Origin of the sequence: Pseudomonas sp. NFACC05-1 (assembly GCF_900100135.1) — a bacterium.
Lineage (GTDB): Bacteria > Pseudomonadota > Gammaproteobacteria > Pseudomonadales > Pseudomonadaceae > Aquipseudomonas > Aquipseudomonas fluorescens_Q.
In genome coordinates, this window is record NZ_FMTR01000032.1 from 13315 (window position 1) to 37168 (window position 23854).

The 23854-nt window shown below is 63.5% G+C and carries 4 protein-coding genes (1 of these 4 cut by a window edge); 3 read left to right on the forward strand and 1 reads right to left on the reverse strand.

Annotated features, from left to right (window positions below; all coding sequences use genetic code 11):
* The 3 genes from BLO97_RS27760 to BLO97_RS27770 all read left to right on the forward strand — a co-directional run.
* A protein-coding gene (locus BLO97_RS27760) for a non-ribosomal peptide synthetase (protein WP_092349193.1) crosses the window boundary here: on the forward strand, positions 1–13157 show its 3' portion. It extends 379 nt beyond the left edge of the window; 13157 of the gene's 13536 nt are visible here — the last part of the coding sequence; the start codon falls outside the window, past its left edge; the stop codon is at positions 13155–13157.
* The gene (locus BLO97_RS27765) at positions 13154–16381 is read left to right on the forward strand and encodes a non-ribosomal peptide synthetase (protein WP_092349196.1); all 3228 of its coding nucleotides are present in this window, start codon (positions 13154–13156) and stop codon (positions 16379–16381) included. The genes BLO97_RS27760 and BLO97_RS27765 overlap by 4 nt, the downstream gene beginning before the upstream one ends.
* 637 nt (positions 16382–17018) lie before the next feature.
* A complete protein-coding gene (locus tag BLO97_RS27770; RefSeq protein WP_092349199.1) occupies positions 17019–19493 on the forward strand; it encodes a TonB-dependent siderophore receptor in 2475 nt (824 codons plus the stop codon).
* Positions 19494–19697: 204 nt separating this feature from the next.
* Here the strand turns inward: BLO97_RS27770 and BLO97_RS27775 are convergent, their stop codons facing one another.
* Positions 19698–23846, reverse strand: a complete 4149-nt coding sequence (locus BLO97_RS27775; RefSeq protein ID WP_092349202.1) for a non-ribosomal peptide synthetase — start codon at positions 23844–23846, stop codon at positions 19698–19700.
* Positions 23847–23854: the final 8 nt, after the last annotated feature.

A 23854-nucleotide genomic window follows, 5' to 3' on the forward strand; every position in this document is an offset into this window, starting at 1 on the left:
CGGTCCACGCGTTGCCCGCCGGTTCGCCAGCCAGCCAGGACGACAGCATCAAGGCCTTCGTCGAGGCGCAAAGCGCGCGCCCATTCGATCTGCGCCAAGGGCCGCTGCTGCGGGTTTCACTGTTGCAAATCGCCGAAGACGACCATGTGCTGGCGCTGATCCAGCACCACATCATCTCCGATGGCTGGTCGATGCAGGTGCTGGTGGATGAGCTGGTCCGCCATTACGCTGCGGACACTGCCGGCCAGCCACTGGAACTCCCGGAACTGACCGTGCAGTACGCCGACTACGCCATCTGGCAGCGCCACTGGCTCGAGGCCGGTGAGCGCGAGCGGCAACTGGCCTATTGGCTCCAGACCCTGGGTGGCGAACAACCAGTTTTAGAGCTGCCCCTCGATCACCCACGCCCACCCGTGCAGAGTTTTCGCGGTGCGCGCCTGGACCTGAACCTGTCGCCGGAACTGGGCGCGGCGCTCAAGCAACTGGCCCAACGTGAAGGGGCCAGTTTGTTCATGGTGTTGCTGGCCTCGTTCCAGGCGTTGCTGCACCGCTACAGTGGCCAGCCGCAGATCCGCGTCGGCGTGCCCGTGGCCAACCGCAACCGGGTCGAGACCGAGGGCCTGATCGGCTTTTTCGTCAACACCCAGGTGCTCAGCGCCGATGTCGATGGGCAGTTGCCGTTCGATCGCTTACTCGCTCAGGTCAAGCAGTCGGCCATGGCCGCCCAGGCTCATCAGGACTTGCCCTTCGAGCAGTTGATCGAAGCCCTGCAACCGGAACGCAGCCTGAGCCACAGCCCGATCTTCCAGGTCATGTTCAACCACCAGACAGCCAGTGATACCCAGGACCGGCAGTTGCAGCTGCCACGGCTGAGCATCGAGGACCTGGTGTGGGAAGGGCGCACCGCCCAGTTCGACCTGACCCTGGGCACCTATGAAACCGAGCAGGGTGTTGCCGCCGAGCTGACCTACGCCACCGACCTTTTCGAAGCGCAGACCATCGAACGCCTGGCCCATCACTGGCAGAACCTGCTGCAAGGCATTGTCGAGACGCCGCAACAACGTATCGGTGAGTTGCCGTTGCTTGACGCCGCCCAGCAGCGCCTGACGCAGCAAGACTGGTACCGCGTGGCCGACCACGGTGCCGGAACCGGATGCGTGCACTGGCGCATCGCCGAACAAGCGCGCCAGACCCCCGACGCGCTGGCGCTGACCATCGATGGACAGACCCTGACCCATGGGCAACTGGACGCGCGCGCCAACCAGCTCGCCCACCGCTTGATGGCCCTGGGCGTGACGCCTGACCAGCCAGTGGGCATCGCGGTGGAGCGCAGCGTCGAGATGATCGTCGGCCTGCTGGCGATCCTCAAGGCCGGTGGCGCCTACGTGCCCCTGGACCCGGCGTATCCCGAGGATCGCCTGGCCTACATGATCGAGGACAGCGGCATCGAACTGCTGTTGACCCAGGCCCGTTTGCAGGCGCTGCTGCCGATTCCGGCCACCCTGCAGACCCTGTTGCTGGACCAGCCCGACGCCGCGCTGCAGGCCGCACCGCGCAGCTGTCCGGTGGTGCCACTGACCGCCGAGCATCTGGCCTACGTCATCTACACCTCCGGTTCCACCGGCAAACCCAAGGGCGTGATGGTACGCCACGGTGCGCTGAGCAATTTCGTCGTCAGCATGATCGCCCAGCCAGGCCTTGTGGCCAGCGATCGCATGCTTTCCCTGACGACGTTTTCCTTCGACATTTTTGGCCTGGAAATCTACGGCCCGTTGTCGGCCGGGGCCAGCATCGTACTGACCGGCCAGAACGTCCACCAGGATCCGCAAGCGGTGCTGGCGCTGATCGAGCGCCATGACGTGACCGTATTGCAAGCCACCCCTTCGAGCTGGCGCATGCTGCTGGATCACGAGCAGTCTGCGCTGTTGGCCGGGCGCACGTTCCTGTGTGGCGGCGAGGCGTTGCCCCTGGAACTGGCGCAACGCTTGTTGGCCCTTTCGTCGAAGGTCTGGAACCTCTACGGTCCGACCGAAACCACGATCTGGTCGGCGGTGCACCCCTTGAGCCTGGAAAGCAGCCGCCCATTCCTGGGCAAACCCCTGGACAACACCGCGCTGTACATCGTCGGCAGCCACCTGACGCTCAACCCACCCGGCGCGCCGGGTGAGCTGTTGATTGGCGGTGAAGGCCTGGCCCGCGGCTATTTCCAACGCCCGGCCCTGACCGCCGAACGTTTCGTGCCCGATCCGTTTTCGCGCACGGGCGAGCGGCTGTACCGCACTGGCGACTTGACCCGTTATCGGGCCGAAGGCGTGGTCGAGTACATCGGCCGTATCGACCATCAAGTGAAGATCCGTGGCTTGCGGATCGAACTGGGGGAAATCGAAGCGGCGTTGCTGGCCCAGGCGAGCGTGCGTGAAACCGTGGTGGTGGCCCATGAAGGCCCGACCGGGGCGCAACTGGTGGGCTATGTGGTGCCGGTCACGGCTGAGGTGTTGGACGCCGAGGCCGAGGCCGCGTTGCGCGCCTCGCTGAAAACCGCGCTCAAGGCGCAGTTGCCCGAGTACATGGTTCCGGCGCACCTGTTGTTCCTGGCGCAACTGCCGCTGACGCCCAACGGCAAGGTCGATCGCAAGGCGTTGCCGGCCCCGGATGCCAGCGAATTGCAACGTGCCTACGTGGCGCCCCGCAGCCAGCGCGAGCAGCAAGTGGCGCAGATCTGGCAGGAGGTCCTCAAGCTTGAGCGTGTCGGGCTGCACGACAACTTTTTCGAGTTGGGCGGACACTCGTTGCTGGTGACCCAAGTGGTCTCGCGGGTTCGTCGGCTGCTGGACATCGAGGTGCCGCTGCGTAGCCTGTTCGAATACAGCACGTTGCAGGATTTTGTCGCGGCCCTCGACGCCGGGTCGGGCGTACAGCCCCAGGCCATGGCCGCCGTGGCGCGGGATAAGCCACTGCCGCTGTCGTTTGCCCAGGAGCGCCAGTGGTTCCTGTGGAAAATGGACCCGGACAGTGCCGCCTACAACATTCCCACGGCGCTGCGATTGCGCGGCACCCTGGACAAAGTCGCCCTGCGCCGCAGCTTTGAAGCGCTGGTGCAACGGCATGAAAGCTTACGCACCGTGTTCGTGGAGGACGATGGACGCACCTGCCAGGTGATTCGCCCGCAGGGGCAGGTCAGCTTCGTCGAACAACGTCTGAGCGCAGCGGATGAGGCCAGCATTCAGGCCTTCCTCGAGGAGCAGACACAACGCCCGTTCGACCTCTTGAACGATGCGCTGCTGCGCGTGGCATTGCTGGAGCTGGGTGAGCAGGACCACGTCCTGGCGCTGACCCTGCACCACATCGTTTCCGATGCGTGGTCGTTGCAGGTGATGGTCGACGACCTGATGAGCCTGTATTCGGCGTTCGCCCAGGGGCAGCCCGCAATGTTGCCAGCGCTGGAGGTGCAATACGCCGACTATGCCGTCTGGCAGCGCCAATGGATGGCCGCCGGCGAACAGGATCGGCAACTGGCCTACTGGACCGCGCAACTGGGCAGCGAGCAACCCCTGCTGGAACTGCCCACCGACCATCCGCGCCCGGCCCAGCAAAGCCTGCGCGGGGCGCGGCTGCCGATTGTGCTGGATCCTGCGTTGAGCGATGCCCTCAAGGCCCTGGCCCGGCGGGAAAACGTCACGCTGTTCGTGTTGTTGCTCGGTTCTTTCCAGGCGTTGCTGCACCGCTACAGCGGCCAGGCCGACATCCGTGTCGGGGTGCCGATTGCCAACCGTCAACGCCTGGAAACCGAACGGTTGATCGGTTTCTTCGTCAATACCCAGGTGCTGCGCGCCGAGTTCCACAGCGATCTGACCGGTGCCGATTTGCTGCAACAACTCAAGCAGACGGCCATGGCGGCGCAGATGCATCAGGACCTGCCGTTCGAGCAATTGGTCGATGCCTTGCAGCCCCAGCGTAACCTGAGCCACAGCCCGTTGTTCCAGGCCATGTTCAACCACCGCAACGAAACCGCCTCGGTCTTTGAAGACGCATTGCCGGGCCTGGCGGTCGAACCCCTTGGCTGGGCGCAGCGCACCGCGCAGTTCGACCTGAGCCTGGAGACCACCGACAGCCCGCAGGGCCTGCACGCTGCGTTGATCTACGCGACGGACCTGTTCGAGCCGGCCACCCTCGAACGCATGGGCCAGCATTGGCTCAACCTGTTGCACGGCTTGGTGCAGGACCTGCATCGCCCGGTTGCGCAGTGGACGTTGCTGGACGCTGTCGAGCGTCGGCGCCTGCTCGTCGACTGGAATGCGACGGCGGTTGCGTATCCGCTCGATCGCAGTGTCCAGGGTTTGATCGAAGAACAGGTACGCCGGACGCCGGATGCCCCGGCGCTGGTGTTTGGCGAGCAACGCCTGAGCTACGGCGAGCTCAACGCCCGGGCCAATCGCCTCGCTCACACCTTGATCAAGCATGGCGTCGGCCCGGATGTGTTGGTGGGCATCGCCGTGGAACGTTCGGTGGAAATGGTCCTGGGGCTGTTGGCGATTCTCAAGGCCGGCGGTGCCTATGTGCCCCTGGACCCGGAATACCCACGGGATCGCCTGGCCTACATGTTCGAGGACAGCGGCATCGGTTTGCTGCTGACCCAGCAGCATTTGCTCGATCAGTTGCCGATTCCGCAGGGGATCGACAGCCTGGTGCTGGACCTGCCTGATGGCGGGGTGTACGCAGATCGCGACAGCAATCCAGACGTCGTGGTCGACGGCGAGAACCTGGCCTACGTGATCTACACCTCCGGTTCCACCGGCAAGCCCAAGGGCGCGGGCAATCGTCATTCGGCGCTGGTCAACCGTCTGTGCTGGATGCAGCAGGCCTATGGGCTCGATGCCACCGACAGCGTGCTGCAAAAAACGCCGTTCAGTTTCGACGTGTCGGTGTGGGAGTTCTTCTGGCCGCTGCTGACCGGCGCGACCCTGGTGGTGGCCGCGCCGGGCGTGCATCGCGACCCGACGCAACTGATCGAGTTGATCACCGCACAGCGCATCACCACGCTGCACTTCGTGCCATCGATGTTGCAGGCTTTTGTGCAAGACCCCCACGTGGCCGAATGCACCAGCCTCACACGCATCGTTTGCAGCGGTGAAGCCCTGCCGGTGGACGCCCAGCAGCAGGTGTTCGCCAAACTGCCGAACGCCGGCCTGTACAACCTCTATGGCCCGACCGAGGCGGCCATCGACGTGACTCATTGGACCTGTGTCGAGGAAGGTCGCGACAGCGTGCCGATCGGCCAGCCGATCGCCAACCTGGGCACCTACATCCTGGATGATGAGCTTTCGCCGGTTCCGGTGGGCGTGATCGGCGAGCTGTACCTGGCGGGTGAGGGACTGGCCCGTGGATACCACCGCCGCGCCGCGCTGACGGCCGAGCGGTTCGTGACCGGCCCCTTTGGTCACGGCCAGCGGCTGTACCGCACTGGCGACCTGGCGCGCTACCGCACCAACGGTGTGATCGAATACGCCGGGCGCATGGACCATCAGGTGAAAATCCGTGGCCTGCGCATCGAACTGGGGGAAATCGAAGCGCACCTGGCCGAGCACGATGACGTGCGCGAAACCGTGGTGATCGCCCAGGGCGGTAGCCTGCTGGTGGCCTACGTGGTGCCGACACGCACTGAATTACTGAGCGCCGAAGAGGCCGTGCGCCAGGCGCTGCAAGGCCGCCTCAAGGCGCATTTGAGCCAGTCCTTGCCCGACTACATGGTGCCGCAGCACTGGTTGTGGCTGGAAAAAATGCCGGTCAGCCCCAACGGCAAACTGGAGCGCAAGGCGCTGCCCCCAGCCGATCTCAGCGCCAGCCCCAAGGCTTACGTCGCAGCGCATACCGCCATGGAACAGGCACTGGCCGGTATCTGGCAAAGCGTGCTCGGGCAAGCGCAAGTGGGTGTCAGCGACAACTTCTTCGAACTGGGGGGCGATTCGATCATCTCCATCCAGGTGGTCAGCCGGGCCCGTCAGGCCGGGATCCATTTCAGCCCCAAGGATTTGTTCGTCCACCAGACCATCCAAGGCCTCGCCAGCGTGGCCACCCTGGATGACAGCCGCCCCGGCATCGACCAGGGCCCGGTGACGGGGAACGCGGTGTTGCTGCCGTTCCAGCAGTTGTTTTTCGAACAGGACATGGCCGAGCCTCACCACTGGAACCAGTCGGTACTGCTCAAGGGCTTGCGACCGATCCACGGCGGGCACCTGGAGCAGGCGCTCCAGGCCTTGGTGACCCACCACGATGCCTTGCGCCTGGCCTTCAAACGCGAAAATGGCAGCTGGACCGCGCACCATCAAACCCTCGCCGAGCAGCAGGCTGCTTGGCAACGTTCACCGCTGTTGTGGACCGCCGAAGTGGCCGATGCCCCGGCGCTCGAACGCTTGGCCGAACAAGCCCAGCGCAGCCTGGCACTGGAAAGCGGCGAGCTGCTACGTGGGGTATTGGCTAACCTCGCCGACGGCAGTCAACGACTGTTACTGGTGATTCATCACTTGGTGGTGGACGGTGTGTCCTGGCGCATTCTGCTGGAGGACCTGCAACAGGCTTACCAGCAGTTGCAAGCCGGTCAGACCCTCAAACTGCCGGCCAAGACCAGTGCCACGCAGGCCTGGGCGCAACGCTTGAAATTGCACGCCGACAGTGCGGCGTTGCAGGCGCAGATGACGTATTGGCAAGCGCAACTGGAGGGCGCTCGTCACGATCTGCCTTGCGACCGTCCTCAGGGCGAATTGCGCAGGTGCGATGGGATGCAGGTTCAGACGCGACTGGACAAAGACCAGACCCGCCGGCTCTTGCAGCAAGCGCCAGCGGCCTATCGGACCCAGGTCAACGATCTGCTGTTGACCGCCCTGGCCCGGGTCATCGGTCGATGGACCGCAGAGGCCTCGACCTTGATTCAACTGGAAGGCCATGGCCGTGAAGCGCTGTTCGATGACGTGGACCTGAGCCGCAGCGTCGGCTGGTTCACCAGTCTGTTCCCGGTGCGGTTGACACCGGCAGCGACCGCTGGGGAGTCGATCAAGGCCATCAAGGAGCAATTGCGGGCGATCCCCGACAAAGGCCTCGGATTCGGTGTATTGCGCTACCTGGGCGACGAGCAGACGCGGCGTACCCTTGAGGCGCTGCCGAAGCCGCGGATCACCTTCAACTACCTGGGCCAGTTCGACAGCGGTTTTGCCGAGGAGGCCGACGGGCTGTTCAGCCCGGCCAGTGAAGCGGCAGGCGAGCCACAGAGCCCCCTGGCGCCGCTGGACAACTGGTTGACGCTCAACGGCAGTGTCTACGCGGGCGAGCTGAGCATCGACTGGACATTCAGCGCGCAGATGTTCGACGCCTCGACGATCCAGGCGCTGGCGGTGGACTACGGTCAAGAGTTGCAAGCGCTGATCGAGCACTGCTGCCAGGCGCAACACCAGGGCTTCACACCGTCGGACTTCCCCCTGGCCGGGTTGACCCAGGCGCAACTGGACGCCTTGCCGCTGGCGCCGCGACAGGTCGAGGACATCTATCCGTTGTCGCCGATGCAGCAGGGCATGCTGTTCCACACGTTGCTTGAGCAACAGGCCGGCAACTACATCAATCAGTTGCGGGTAGATGTCGAAGGCCTGGACGTCGAGCGCTTCCGTCAGGCCTGGCAGGCGGCCATGGACGCCCATGACGTGCTGCGCAGCAGTTTTGTCTGGGAAGGCGAATTCAAGCGCGCCTTGCAGGTGGTGCACAAACGCTTGGAGGTTGCGTTTGTATCCCACGACTGGCGCGCCAGGCCGGATTTGTCACAGGACCTTGAAGCCCTTGCATGGGCGCAGCGCCAGGGCTTTGAACTGGATGCGGCGCCGTTGCTGCGACTGGTGGTGGCGCGCGTGGCAGAGGACCGCTATCACTTGATCTACACCAGCCATCACATCCTGATGGATGGCTGGAGCAACTCGCAGTTGCTCGGCGAAGTGCTGCAACGCTACAGCGGCCAGGTCCTGGCCCGACCATCCGGATGCTACCGCGACTACATCGAGTGGCTGTCGGCTCAAGACCCACGGGCCAACGAGCAATTCTGGCAGGCGCAACTGGCCGAACTGGACGAGCCGACGTTGCTGGCGGGGGCTTTTGCCCGGGACAACCGCACCGATGCCCGCCATGGCCACGGCGAACACGAGCAGTTGCTCGATGCCCCAACCACGGCGCGGCTGCAGCGCTTTGCCCGTGAGCAGAAAGTCACGGTCAACACGCTGGTGCAAGCGGCCTGGCAGTTGTTGCTGCAACGCTGTACCGGACACGCCGCCGTTGCCTTCGGCGCCACCGTGGCCGGGCGTCCGGCACAGATTCCCGGCGTGGAGCAGCAGATCGGCCTGTTCATCAACACCTTGCCGGTCATCGGCCAGCCACGGGCCGAGCAGAGCGTCGGCCAATGGTTGCAGGAGGTCCAGGGGCGCAACCTGAGCCTGCGCGAACACGAACACACGCCGCTGTTCGATATCCAGCGCTGGGCCGGGCAGGGCGGTGCGGCGCTGTTCGACACACTGCTGGTGTTCGAGAACTACCCGGTGTCCCAGGCGTTGCAAGAGGGGGCACCGGCCACGTTGCGCTTCGGCGAGGTGGCCAATCACGAACAAACCAACTACCCGCTGACCCTGGCGGTGAACCTGGGGGAAACGCTGTCGTTGCTCTTGAGTTACAGCCACGACAGCTTCACGCCGGCCGACGTGAGTCGTATCGGCGGGCACCTGCGCCATCTGCTGAAGCAACTGACCCTGGGCGGCGAGCGCCCGGTCGGGCAATTGGCATTGCTCGATGCCGAACAGCAACAGGTCCAGCAGGGTTGGAACGCCACCGCGATGGATTACCCCCTCGATTGCAGTGTGCATCGACTGATTGAAGCGCAGGTGGCTAAAACCCCCGATGCCTGTGCCCTGGTTTTTGCCTCTCAACGGCTGAGTTATGCCGACCTCAATGCCCAGGCCAACCGCCTGGCCCATGTGCTGATCGAGCACGGCGTCGGCCCGGATGTGCTGGTGGGCATCGCCGTGGAGCGCTCGGTGGAAATGGTGGTCGGCCTGTTGGCGATCCTCAAGGCCGGCGGCGCCTACGTGCCGCTGGACCCGGAGTATCCCCAGGATCGCCTGGCCTACATGTTCGACGACAGCGGCATTGGCTTGCTGCTGACCCAGGGGCATTTGCTGGAACAACTGCCGCTGCCGACCGGCCTGCGCAGCCTGGTACTGGATCAGCCCGGCGACTGGCTGGCCGGTCGCAGCGACCGCAATCCAGCGGTCGCGGTCGATGCTGAAAACCTCGCCTACGTGATCTACACGTCGGGCTCCACCGGCAAACCCAAGGGCGCGGGTAACCGTCACTCGGCGCTGGTCAATCGGTTGTTCTGGATGCAGGACGCCTATGGGTTGGCGGCGAGCGACCGTGTGCTGCAAAAAACGCCGTTCAGTTTCGACGTGTCGGTCTGGGAGTTCTTCTGGCCATTGCTGACCGGTTCGACCCTGGTCATGGCGCCACCCGGTGCCCACCGCGACCCGGCGCAGATGATCGAGCTGATCAGCGCGCAGCAGATCACCACCTTGCACTTCGTCCCGTCGATGTTGCAGGTGTTCATGCAAGACCCGGCGGTGGGTCGTTGCCAGAGCCTGAAGCGGATCATTTGCAGTGGCGAAGCCTTGCCGGTGGATGCCCAGTTGCAGGTGTTCGCCAAACTGCCCGCTGCCGGCCTGTACAACTTGTACGGCCCCACCGAAGCGGCCATCGACGTGACGCATTGGACCTGCGTCGACGAAGGTCGGGACGCGGTGCCGATTGGTCAACCGATCGCCAACCTGAGCACGTTTATCCTCGACCCGGACCTGTCGCCATTGCCGGTGGGGGTCACTGGCGAGCTGTACCTGGGGGGCGAAGGCCTGGCGCGGGGGTATCACCGTCGTCCGGCGTTGACCGCCGAACGCTTCGTCACCAGCCCGTTTGGTGACGGCGCGCGCCTGTACCGGACCGGCGACCTGGCGCGCTACCGGGCCGACGGGGTGATCGAGTACGCCGGGCGCCTGGATCATCAGGTGAAAATCCGTGGCCTGCGCATTGAACTGGGCGAGATCGAGGCGCGCCTGGCCGAACATGCCGAGGTCCGCGACAGCGTCGTGATCGCCCAGGACGGCACGCTGCTGGTGGGCTATGTGGTGCCGCAATCCTCGGCGCTGTTGAATGCCGAGGCCAGTATCGGCCTTGCCTTCGAGCAGGCCTTGAAGACCCACCTGGGCCAGCACCTGCCGGACTACATGGTCCCGCAGCATTGGGTATGGCTTGAGCGCATGCCGGTGAGCCCGAACGGCAAATTGGAGCGCAAGGCGCTGCCCCGATTCGACGCCAACCAGTCGCAGCAAGGCTTCGTGCCGCCCGAGGGTGAGCTGGAGCAACGGATTGCCTGCATCTGGCAAGCAGTACTGGAGGTAGAGCAGATCGGGCGCAACGATCATTTCTTCGAACGCGGCGGCCATTCGTTGCTGGCCACCCAGGCCGTCTCACGACTGCGCAAGCTGACGGACTATCCGCTGAGCCTGCGGGACCTGTTCAATCATCCGCAGCTCAAGGCGCTGGCGGCCCTGATGGCTGGGAGTGCGGATGGAGCGGTTCGGGCGGGCGACTCCAGTGGGATCCGGCTCAAGGCCCATGGGCCGCGACGTTCGGCACCGTTGTCGCTGGTGCAGCGGCGCCTGTGGATCGCCGAACAATTGTCCGGCGGCACCTCGGCCTATGGCATGCCCCTGGCGTTGCGCTTGTCTGGCGAGTTGTCGGTGGAACACCTGTTGAGCAGCTTCGCCGAAGTGGTCCGCCGCCATGACGTGCTGCGCACGGCGTATACCCAGGACGACGAAGGCGATCCGCTGGCGCTGATTGCCGATGAGATCGAAGGGGACTTCCCGGTGATCGATTTGTCGGGCCTCTCGCCCAGCGCCCAGCAAGAACAGGTGGCCCGGGCGACGCTGGAAAACGCGCGCACGCCGATTGACCTGCAACAGGCTCCGCTGTGGCGCGGGCGGATCCTGCACCTGGGACCGACCGAGCATGTGTTGTTGTATGCCATGCACCACATCATCTCCGATGGCTGGTCGATGGGGTTGTTGATCAACGAGCTGGTGCAAGTCTACGAAGCGTCCCTCAACGGCCAACCGATGCCGCTGTCGCCCCTGGACGTTCAGTACTACGACTTCGCGTTGTGGCAGCAGGCGCTGGAAGACCAGGGCGTGCTGGCGCGTCAGGCCGACTACTGGAAACACCGGCTCAGTGGCTATGACGGTCGCCTGAGCCTGCCACTGGAAAACCCCCGGGGGCAGACGGCCTCCTATGACGGCGATGCGTTGCAGTTCCACCTTTCCCCCGGATTGACGGCGGCATTGCGGCGTTTATCCAGCGAGGCCGGTGTCACGCTGTACAGCACGCTGCTGGCGTCGTTCCAGGTGTTGTTGCACCGGGTCTGCGCGGCGCAAGACATCGTCGTGGGTGCCGACGTGGCCGGTCGTGAACAGCCTGAGCTTGAGCGCCTGATCGGTTTCTTCGTCAACGTGTTGCCTCTGCGTTCGCGTTTTGACGCTGAACTCACGTTTGCGGCGTTCCTGGCCCACACCCAGGACAACCTGCTCGGTGCGCTGGAGCATCAGGACCTGCCGTTTGACCAGATTGTCGAGGCGTCGGGCGTACCGCGACACAAGGGGATGAATCCGTTGCTCCAGGTGTTGTTCGTGATGAACAACGTACCGGTACGCAGCCGAACCGTGGCCGGATTGAACGTGGAAGCCCTGCCAGCCCTTGAGACCCATTCTAAATTCGACATGGCGTTGTTCGTTGACGAAGAAGAAGGGCAACTGCGCGGTAATTGGCAGTTCGCCACAACCTTGTTCGGACATGAGCGCATTCAGCACCTGATTCAGGCCTGGACAGCCCTGTTGGAACAGATCGTCGCTGATCAGGACATTCAATTGGGAGCTATCCGCATGCCAGTCGACAACTTGGCGGCAGCCGCCAGGCCTGCCACCGTCCCGGGGCCCAAGGCCGATAAACTGGGCAAGTTTCTCAAGCGTTCCGCGACCCCGGTCGCCAGGCCCCGGCCAACGCGGGTGCGCGAATCCCTGGTGGCGGCGCCGCAACGATTCCCGCTGATGCTGGAGCCGGGCGAGCCCCATCTGGATGTCATCGAGTGGATCCAGCAGAACCGGGCGTTCATTGAACAGAAGCTGGCCGAACATGCGGGCATCCTGTTTCGCGGTTTCCAGCTGGACGGCATCCAGGGCTTTGAAGCGTTCGCCGAAGCGATCCAACCGGGCCTCTATGGTCAGTACGGCGACCTGCCCAAGAAGGAAGGGGGCAAGAACACCTACCGCTCCACGCCGTACCCCGAGCGCAAGATGATCCTGTTCCACAACGAGAGCTCCCATCAGGACCGCTGGCCGCGCAAGCAGATGTTCTATTGCGAGCAAGCCGCGCCCGTGGGCGGCGCGACCCCGGTGGTGGATTGTCGCTTGATGTACGAAAAGCTGCCGGCGGACCTTCGTGAAAAGTTCGAGGACAAAGGCCTGCTCTACGTGCGCACCTTCACCGACAAACTCGACGTGTCGTGGCAGCACTTCTTCAAGACCGAAGACCGCGGCGAAGTGGAGGCCCGCTGCCGGGCGGGTGGCATCCAGTGGCGCTGGCTCGATAACGACGAGTTGCAAACCCGCACGCCGGGCCCGGCGATCATCACCCACCCGATCACCGGCGAGAAGTCGTTCTTCAACCAGGTGCAGTTGCATCACATCTACTGGCTGGAGCCGGATGTACGGGAAGACCTGCTGTCGATGTTCGGCCTCGAACGCATGCCACGGCAGGTGTATTACGGCGACGGGACACCGATTGAGGATGAGGTGATGGCGCGTATCGGTGAGCTGTATGAAGCCTGCGCGGTGCGTTTCGACTGGCAGAAAGGTGATGTGATCCTGCTGGACAACATGCTGGTGGCCCACGCCCGCGACCCGTTCGAGGGGCCGCGCAAGATCGTGGTGGCCATGGGCGATATGTACGACCACAGCAGTCTTGAGCACCGGCCTGCCGCCGGGCAAACCACCCAGGGCGCACTCAACACCGAGGAAAGCGGAGCATGAACGAGGTCACGATGGACGCGCACGATTCAGGTTTCGCCCTGACGCCCGAGCAACAAACCGTGCTTGAGCAACTGTCGACCACGGCGACCTGTGGCGACGCCTTGCGCTGGCTGAACGTAGTCATTGACGGCGACCTCGATCCGCAGCGCTTGCAAGTGGCGTTCGATACGCTACTGGCGCAGCAGCCGATGCTGCTGGCGCAATTGGGCAAAGTCGCCGGGTTCCACGGTTTGCGTCAGGCCGCCGCTGGTGCCGGGCGCTTCCCACTGACGGTGCAGGCCGGTGAGCAACGGGCCGAGGAAGTCCAGGCGCAGATCAACGAATCGATGGGCCGCGCGTTTGTGCCCGGCGAATCGGCCAGCGTCCAGGCTGTGCTGTATCGCCTGGGGCCCCAGCAATGGCAGCTGCTGCTGGGCATCGCCCGCTACAGTGCCGATGGGCAGTCGCTGAATCTGCTGCTTGAGCAAGTACAGCAGGCGTACGCCGGGGTTCTGGCATCGGAAGACGAAGCACCGGGCGAGTTTGCCCAGTACCTGGAGTGGCGCAGTGAAGTGGTGCTGGATGAGGATGCCGCCAGCGCACGCAGCTACTGGCAGCAACACCTGCAAGGCCAGCAGACGGACATCGCCACGCCATGGTTGGCCGGCCGCAGCGCCAGCCGCGAGACCCGCGCCGCCGACGCCTGCGTGGCCCTGACACTGGAGCCTGCCCAGCGTGAGGCTTTGCAACGTCTGGCCACGCAGCTCGGGCAGCCGCTTGCCACGCTGCTGCAAGGCGCCTGGTGGGTGTTGCTGGGCCGTTTGAGTGGGCGTGAGCAGGCGCTGGTCGGTGTGCGCCATGACAGCCGCAGCGACTACGAATACTTCGCCAGTGCCGTGGGCGTGTTCGAGAAAACCTTGCCGCTGTGCGTTTCGTTGCCCGCCACCCAGTCGTTCAATGAGTGGCTGGTGGCGCTGGCGGCTCGTCTCGAAGAACACCGCACCTGGCAGGAATACTGGACGCCGGAACTGAGCCCTGACGCGGCGTGCCCGGCCTACGGTTTTACGGTGGCTCAGGCGAGTCGTGCCCAGGACAGCAGTGGTCTGCACTGGGCGCCAGTGTCGGTGCCTGTGCGGGCCGATGGGTTCGAGTGCTTGTTGCAGGTGCAATTGAACGGTGCCGAGCAGCTTGCCGGGGTTGATCTGTACTACGCCAGTGCGCTGTATTCGCCAGCCTCGGCCAATGCCGTGCTGGAGCAGTACGGCGTGCTGTTGGCGTCGATCCTTGCGGCCGGGCACACCCCACTGGCGCAGCTCAGCCTGCTGAGTCGCGCCGAAGAACAGCGCTTGCGAGCGATCAACCCGCCGATGCAGGCCTTGGCGGATGGCCGTTATCTGCCCCGGCGCATTGCCGATTGGGCGATTGACAGGCCGGATGCCATCGCCCTGACCGACGCCCATCAGTCATGGAGCTATGGCCAGTTGCAAACCCGGGTCGACAGCCTGGCCCAGGGCTTCAAGCAACAAGGCCTGGGCAAGGGTTCGATTGTCGCGCTGGCGTTGCCGCGCTCGGCGGAGCTGGTGATTGCAATGCTGGCGAGCTGGCGCGTGGGGGCGGCGTATCTGCCCCTTGATGTGCAATGGCCCCAGGCGCGCCAGGCGCTGATGCTGGAGCAGGCTGGCGCGGCTGTGTTGCTGACCGATGCGGCGCATCTGCCGGCCTGGCAGGATCAGCCCTACAAGGCGCTGACCGTGGCGCAGTTGAGTCAGTCGGCGGGGGCATTGCCAGACCTGGTCACTCAGGGCAACGACATGGCCTATGTGTTGTTTACATCCGGCTCCACCGGTGTGCCCAAGGGCGTGGTGATCGAGCATCGGCAATTGCTCAACTACACCGCCCAGGCCAGCCAGGCCCTGGGACTTGAGCAGTGCAAGGACGTCGGTTTCACGTCCAGTGTGGCGGCGGACCTGGGCAACACGACGTTGTTTGGCGCGTTGTTCAATGGCGCGACTCTGCATGTGGCCAGCGATGAGCAGATGCAGGACGGCGCGTTGTTTGCCGGGTACCTGCAGCAGCAACGGATCGACTGCCTGAAAATCGTACCGTCGCACCTTGCGGCACTGCTCGACAGTGATCAGGCGACCCTGCCGCGTACGCTGGTACTGGGTGGCGAGCCGATTCCGCCGCCGTTGATCGAGCGCATCGCCCGGTTGCGCAGCGATTGCCGGGTGTTCAACCACTATGGGCCGACCGAAGCCACGGTGGGGGTGATGATTCATCCGTTGTCGCTGCACGGCGCGGTCGACGATTGTTCGGCGCTGACTCAGGTGCTGGGCAACAACCAGGTTTACGTGCTGGACGCCGATCTGCGCTTGGCGCCGGTGGGCGTGCTGGGTGAGGTGTACCTGGGCGGCGCGCAGTTGTGCCGGGGCTATCTGAATGCCAAGGCGGATGAGCAGACGTTCATCCAGAGCCCGTTCGATCCGGCCCAGCGCTTGTATCGCAGCGGCGACCTGGCGCGTTATCGCGCGGACGGGGCGATCCAGTTGCACGGTCGGCGTGATCAGCAGGTCAAGGTGCGTGGGTTCCGTATTGAGCTGGCGGAGATCGAGGCCGAGCTGCTGCGTGTGCCGCAAGTGGCCGAAGCATTGGTGCTGCCGGCAACGTCGGCCGAGCAGGGACTGTTGGCCTTTGTCGTGGCGCAGCAGGGCAGGTCGGCGGGTCTGCTGGACGCCGTCCGTGCTGAGCTGAGCGCTCGCCTGCCCAGTGTGATGGTGCCGCAGCAGTTGCAACTGATCGAACGGTTCCCGCGGCTGGCGAACGGCAAGATCGATCGCAAGGCGTTGCAACAGTGGGCGGGTGCGGCGATGGCGGACGAAGACGCGGCCCCACGGGATGCACTGGAGCAATTGCTTGCCGCGCGCATGGCGCAATTGCTTGGGCTTGAGCGGTTGGGCATCGACCGCGACTTCTTTGCCGCCGGTGGTCATTCGCTGCTGGTGATCAAGTTGGTGGCCGGTATTCGCAAGTTGTTGCAGTGCGACATCCACCCGGGGTTGGTCTTCGATCATCCGACCGTAGCGTCGCTGGCACTGGCCTTGCGGGCAGTGGAAAGCAGTCCGGGACAACTGGAGAAAATCGCCCAGGTGCGCCTGCGCATGGAAGCGATGAGCCCCGAGGAAAAGGCCCTCCTGACCGAACAGGCCCGCCAGCTACAAGCTGCCAGGGCGGCGCCGCTGGGCTGATTCCGGGGCGGGTCAAATCTTAAAACCCGGCAGAACCCTGTGGTGAGGGGATAAATCCCCTCGCCACAAAGGCCGAGTTGCCAATGAATAGGTCTGCCCGACGCTGACGAATCCGAATAACCCACCATCAATCCCGCCATACACCAACCCCCGTGGCGAGGGAGCTTGCTCCCGCTGGACTGCGCAGCAGTCCTGAAACCGGCTGCCGCTATTTGTCTGGCTCACCGCGTGAGGGCTTTTGGGGCTGCTGCGCAGCCCAGCGGGAGCAAGCTCCCTCGCCACAGGTGTGTTCACAGCTTTGGTATTGGCGGTGTTGGTAAAAAAGCCGGCGCCCATCAGCGCCGGCCTTTTTTTAACTTTTTACGCGAATGATAAATAAACTCATTCCGGTTTTTGGCAGGTGCTGCGTCTTACTTAGGTATGTGGGCAAATCGGGTCGGGCAGGACGCCCAGGCACCGGGTTTGTTCAGCAAAGATTTCGCCGTCGTCCAGCCAGATGACCGTGCCCGGGGAGGGGCCGGTCGGCCACGCGCTGACATTGCCTTGGGGCAATCGACCGTGCGGGCTCACGTGTGCTGGCGAGCGGCGGGCCCTTCGGCCCCATGGACTTTTACTTCTACCAATAATAGAGAGCACGATGTCATCCATTCATGAGTTGAAACCTCTGTTCAAGGCACTCGTCATGTCCCGCGGCCTGCGTTCGCGGCGGGTGTTGGCCGGTCTGGGGTTGGTCTGCGTACTGCCCCTCAGCGCTCAGGTGATGGCGGAAGACGTCAGCATCGACATTCCTGCGCAACCGCTGCCGCAGGCACTGCAAGCGTTCGGTCAGCAGACCAACCAGCAAGTGATCTACAACGCTGCTGATATGGCCGACCTGAAGAGCACCCGCGTCAGCGGCAAGATGAGCCCGCAGGCGGCCATCGCCGAACTGCTCAAGGGCACTGGTGTGCGCTACAGCCTCGAGGGCAATACTCTGATGCTGATGCGCGGCCCTGCCACCGGAGGCCTCGAGCTGGGCGCGACCACCGTCAAGGCAACGGCCCTGGACGCGACGACCGAAGGCAGCCAGGCCTATACCAGTAACGCGGTGACCATCGGCAAGGGTACCCACACCCTCAAGGAAATTCCCCAGTCGATCACCGTGATGACGCGCAAGCAGATGGATGACCAGAACCTGGTCAGCCTCAAGGACGCCGTCAACCAGACCACCGGTATCGTTGGCCTGCAGGGCGTCGGCCAAGGCATGATCCTGTCGTCCCGCGGCTTCCAGATCGACGACTGGCAGTACGACGGTGTGCCGATCCTGCGGAACAACTATTCGCTGGGCAACTGGGCGACCCAGGACCTGATTTTCTTCGACCGCCTGGAAATCATGCGCGGCGCCGCCGGCCTGCTGCAAGGCACTGGCAGCCCCGGCGGTGCCGTCAACCTGGTGCGCAAGCGTGGCCAGCACGCTCCGACCGTGACCCTGACCGGCAAGGCCGGCTCGTGGGATCACTACGGCCTGCAACTGGACGCTGGCGGCCCGCTGAATGACGCCGGCAACATCCGCGGCCGTATCGTCGCCGACGAAGACCAAAGCAATTCCTTCGTCGACCATGCGTGGAGCAAGACCCATTCGCTGTACGGCGCGCTGGACATCGACCTGAGCGAAGACACCACCCTGGGCTTCGCCGTCAGCCAATCCAACGGTGAATCGCGCGGCAACATCCGTGGCTTGCCACGCTACGCCGACGGGTCGATGCCCGACGTGTCGCGTTCGACCTACACCGGCGCGCGCTGGAACCGTTCCGACATCGATGTCACCACCTACTACACCGACCTGGAGCATCGCTTCAACGAGGACTGGGCGCTCAAGGTGGGGGCCGTGTACATGACCGAAGACAACCAGGCGAAAAACCAGCGAGTGCAAAGGCTTGGCGGCCTCAACCCTGATGGCACCGGCGTGCAATATGCCGACTTCGTGACCGATTTCCAGTCCACGAAGTCCGGTCTCGACATGAACCTGACCGGCAAGTTCGAAGCCCTGTCGATGGAGCAGGAAGTCATGCTCGGCGGAAACTTCTCGCAGTTGGAGACGGATGATAAGTTCGCCCGTACCTTCAACGGCACCAGCGATTCGATCTTCGACCTGAACAATGACCGACCGGACATCAGCTACGAGAGTCTGATCGCGGCGGGGGGGCGGGGCACCCTCAGTAAATACGATATCCGCCAGAAGGGCGTGTACGGCACCTGGCGCGTCAAGCCGGTTGAAGACCTGACGCTGGTGCTGGGTTCCCGGGTCAGTTGGTATGACTTCAGCTACAAGGCGAAAACTGAAACCTCAGCCGGTATTACCCCCTACTCGGGAACCACCGGCACTGAAACCGGGGTGGTCACGCCCTACGCCGGTATCATCTATGACCTGAGCCGTGAGTGGGCGGTGTATGCCAGTTATACCGACATATTCCAGCCCCAGACCGAGGTCGATACCAGCGGTTCGGTGCTTAAGCCCATCGTCGGCACCAACTACGAAGTCGGCCTCAAGGGTGAGCTGATGGACGGTCGGGTCAATACCTCCCTGGCTATCTTCCGTTACGACCACGAGAACCGTGCCATCGAAGACACCGCCGGAGGGATGCTATGTGAGGGCGGGTATTGCTCGACAGCCTCGGGGAAAGTTCGCAGCCAGGGTTTCGATGCCGAAATCAGTGGTGAAGTGATAGACAACCTGCAGCTGTTCGCGGGCTACACCTACAACACCACCAAGTACCTGGAGGAGCCGGGGAAGGACGGTGTTGTCTTCAGTAGCTGGACGCCAAAACACATGCTGCGGGTGTGGGGCAACTACCAACTGACCGGCGACTGGAGCCGCGTCAGCACTGGCCTGGGCTTTACCACCCAAAGCCACACACTGGTTTACGAAGAAAAGACCCACATACCGGGTTATACCGTGTGGAATGCCCGTGTCGGCTACCAACTGACACCGGAAATCGCTTTGGCGGTCAACGCCAACAACTTGTTCGACAAGACGTACTTAACGTCCGCTTACAACCAGCTTGATGGCAACAACAACTTCGGTGACCCACGCAACCTGATGTTCACCGTGAAGTACACCCCGCAGTTCTGATTCACGCGCGCAGAAAAAACCGACCCGCCTTGTGCGGGTCGGTTTTTTTATGGGGTTTGCCAGGCCGTCCAGCCAGTTTTCAGGGGAATGCAAAACCTGTGGCGAGGGAGCTTGCTCCCGCTGGGCTGCGCAGCAGCCCTTTTTTGTGAGCGCTTCGCACTCAAGCGGGAGCAAGCTCCCTCGCCACAATGATCGCGCTTGACCCTACTTATCGTGTGTCGTGCTGCTCAGAAAAGCCTCGATCAGCGAATCGAGCAACGTCTCATCAAAGATCATGCTGCGATGGCGCAGCGGGGAATACACCGAGCAATGCAGCTCCCCAGTTAGGCTATAACCCTTGATCAAACTCTCGCAGAAGGCCAGTTCTTCCGGCGTTTTTTCCGCCTGGGTCCACCAGCAGCTCGGGCGTACCCGTACCGGTTTGAAGGTGAATGCGTCAAACGCTTCCAGCAACCGATCATGCACCGAGAACGCCTGGGCGTTCATGACTTCATCCTTGACGCTCTGCACGATTGACAACAAGTCGCCTCGCCCCGGCTCGATCTGACTGGCGGCCCATTCGTGGAATGCCTGGACCGTGCTGTCGGGGTTCTGTTGCCGGTAAGCCGCCGTGCGCTCGGTGAGGGTTGGAAACAGCAGATCGAAGTATTCGATGGCCCCAAGCAGATCCTGGGAGGCCGGGTCGGCTTGTTCATCGCCTGGCAAATGCCGATGACGCGATAGGGTTGCCGGGTACAGGTGTTCCGGAATCGTGCTGTCCACCAGGCCAAGGAAACTCACCGTATGGCCCTGGCTTTCCAGCGTCGCCGCGATGTCCAGGGCGATGGTCCCGCCCAAGGACCAGCCCATCAGGTAATACGGGCCCTGGGGCTGGGCGTTGACGATTTCCTGGCTGTAATCGGCGATCATCTCGCGCCAGGCTTCAGGGCTCGCATGGGGTTCGCTGAAGCCACGGTGCATGACGCCAAAGGTGCGCGCCCGGTGTTGGAGTTTGCGCGCCAGTGGCTGATAGCAGAAGACGATGCCCCCACTGGGATGCAGGCAAAATAACTGCGGTGCGCTGGCGGGGGCGTTGTTCAATTCCACAAGGCATGGGGTCTGCTCCCGATGTTTTTGCGAAATGAACAGGGCCAACTCGGCGATGCTCGGGTGGGCCAGCAGCTCTTGCAGCCGCACCGTGATATTCAGGCGGGCCTTGAGGTTGGCGATCAGCTCGATGGCCAGGATCGAATGCCCGCCCAGTTCAAAGAAGCTGTCGTTGACACCCACGCGCTCAACCTTGAGGGACTGTTGCCAGAGCTGCGCCAGGGCCTCTTCCAACTGAGTGCGGGGCGCTACGTAGTTCGAATGCCGGAGGCTGGCGTCAGGCTCCGGCAAGGCCTTGCGGTCGAGTTTGCCGTTGGCGTTGAGAGGGAACCGGTCGATGAACAGCAGGTGGCTGGGCACCATGTAGTCCGGCAGCTGCGCTTTGAGCGCGCTCAACAAACCTTCGCGTAACTCGGCGCTGGGCGGTTGCGTGGCAATCACGTAGGCGACCAGTTGCAGGCCGGTCGGGCCGTCATGGGTCAGCACCACACAATCCTGGACCGCCGGCAGCGTTTGCAAACGTGCCTGGATTTCGCCCAATTCAATGCGGAATCCGCGGATCTTGACCTGATGATCCAGGCGCCCGATGTACTCGATGCTGCCGTCGGTGCGGTAGCGCGCCAGGTCGCCGGTGCGATACAGGCGGCCACCCGGCAGCGGATCGAACGGATCGGGGATAAACCGGCTGGCGGTCAGGTCGGCGCGCTGGTGGTAGCCACGAGCCAGGCCGGCCCGGCCGACATACAGCTCACCGATGCACCCCTTGGGAACCGGGTTCAGGTGCGCGTCGAGCAAGTACCAGGACAGGTCGACGATGGGCTGGCCGATCGGGCTCGTGGTCTCGCTGTGCAAGTCGTCGATCGACAGCGGTCGCCAGGTGACATGGACCGTGGTTTCCGTGATGCCATACATATTGATCAATTGCGGCGATTGGTCGCCGAAACGTTCGAACCAGGGGCGCAGGCTCTGCACGTCAATCGCTTCGCCGCCAAAAATCACCTGCCGCAACCGATGACCAAGCGGCTGGTGAGCGTCGCAGGCGACCTGCAACAACGACTTGAACGCCGAAGGTGTCTGGTTGAGCACCGTAACGCTTTCCTGGCAAAGCAGGGCGTAGAACTCCTGCGGCGAACGGCTCACGGCGTGGGGCACGATGAGCAGTCGGCCGCCGTGCAGCAACGCGCCGAAAATCTCCCACACGGAAAAGTCGAAGGCATAGGAATGAAACAGGCACCAGACGTCCTGGTGATCGAAGCTGAACCAGTGCTCCGTGGCCTGGAACAGTCGGCTGACGTTGTGATGCGCGAGCAGTGCGCCCTTGGGCTTGCCGGTCGAGCCTGAGGTGTAGATCACGTACGCCAGGTTATCCGGGTGTATCGGCACATCCGGATTGTGTTCGGGATAGGCGCTATCGGCGTCGCCCGAATCCAGCAACAGGCAGTTTATGGTGGCGGGCAACGCCAGCGATTCACGCAGATGGGCCTGGGTCAGGATCTGGGTGACGCCGCTGTCCTCGATCATGTACGCCAGGCGGTCAGCCGGGTAGGCCGGGTCCAGTGGCACGTAGGCACCGCCGGCCTTGAGGATTGCCAGCAGGCCGATGATCATCTGCGGTGTGCGCTCGACGGCGATGCCGACCAGTACGTCGGGCCGGACGCCTTGCTCGATCAGCCGATGGGCCAATGAGTTGGCTTGTCGGTTGAGCTCGGCATAACTCATGTGCTGCCCTTCAAAGGTCAGGGCGATGGCGTCACCCGTGGCGGCGGCATGGCTTTCGATCACCTGGTGCAGGCAACGCCCGCGGGGCAGTTGGGTCGGCTGGCTGTTCCAGTCGTGCAGGGTTAGCTGGCGTTCATCAGCACTGAGCAATGGCAGCTCGCCGAGGGCGCGTTCAGGTGTTTCGATCAGGCCTTGCAACAGGTTCTGCCAGTGCTCGGCCATGCGCTCGATGGTGTCAGTGCGATAGAGATCACGGCTGTATTCGAAGGTCGCCACTATCTGCTGTTGTGAATAGTCGACATCCAGCGACAGGTCGAACTTGGCCTGGCTGTCGCCTGTGTCGAGAAATTCCAGGGCCAGTTCGCCTTTGGGTGAGATCGGCAGGGCCGGTGAGCCGGTGCGCCAGTTGAACAAGACCTGGAACAAGCCCTGTGCGCCGGGGTGTTGCAGTTGATCGAGGATCAGCTCCAGCGGGTAGTCGGCATGTTCAAGGGCGGCGAGGGACTGCCCGCGCAGATCCCGCAGAAAATCCAGCCCGCTGCGGCTCGAGTCGATTCGCGTGCGATACACCTGGCTGCTGACGAAAAAACCTACCAGGTCTTGGCTTTCATGGCTGTTGCGGTTGGCGTTGGGGACGCCGACGGTGAAATCGTCCTGGTTGCTGTACCGGCCCAGCAACATTTGCCAGGCCCCCAGCGCCACCACGAAAGGCGTCAGCCCCTGGCGTTGGCAGAACGTGTCCAGGGCCCGGGCCATTGCGGGGGCAAGTGACAGATGTACGCGTCCGGCCATATGTTGCTGGCCCGTGGCGCGGGGGAAATCCTGGGGCAGCTCCAACGTGGGCAGGTCCTGCCCCAAGTAGCGACTCCAGTATTCGCCACTGCGTTGGCAGGCCGTGCTTTGTAAATACTCGCCTCGCTGGCGGGTGGCGTAGTCGGCGTATTGCATGGGCAACTGTGGCAGCGGCGATGGATCGCCGAGCAAGGCCCGGGCATAGGCCTGGGTCATGTCCTGCATGAGGATCGTGTTGGACCAGGCATCGGAGACGATGTGATGCATGTTGAGCAACAGCACATGTTCGTCGCTGTCCAGCCTCAGGAGCGTGGCCCGCATCAGCGGCGCGCGGCTGAGATCGAACGGTTGCCGGGCGTGCAGCTCGATGCGCTGTGAGAGCGCCGTGGCACGCGCCTGGGGGGCGAGGGCGCCGAGGTCTTCCCGGTGCAGGACGAGGCAGGCGTCACGCTCGACCACCTGGACCGGCGCGCCGTCGATGTCATTGAACGCGGTACGCAGGATGTCGTGTCGGTCGATGACGCGATTCAGGGCCTGCTCCAGGGCGTCGGCATCGAGCTCACCGCTCAGGCGCAGGGCCCGTGGCAGGTTGTAGGCCGAACGGGCCGGGTCACGCTGGTGCTCCAACCACAAGCGTTGCTGGGCGAAAGACAGGGGGGCGCGGTCCAGTCGGCGGCGGCTGGAGCTGGCGTGCGTGTCGCCCGCCAGGTCATCGAGCAGCAGCGTCAGCAGATCATCATCTAGCAGTTCGTTCATGGTGTTCT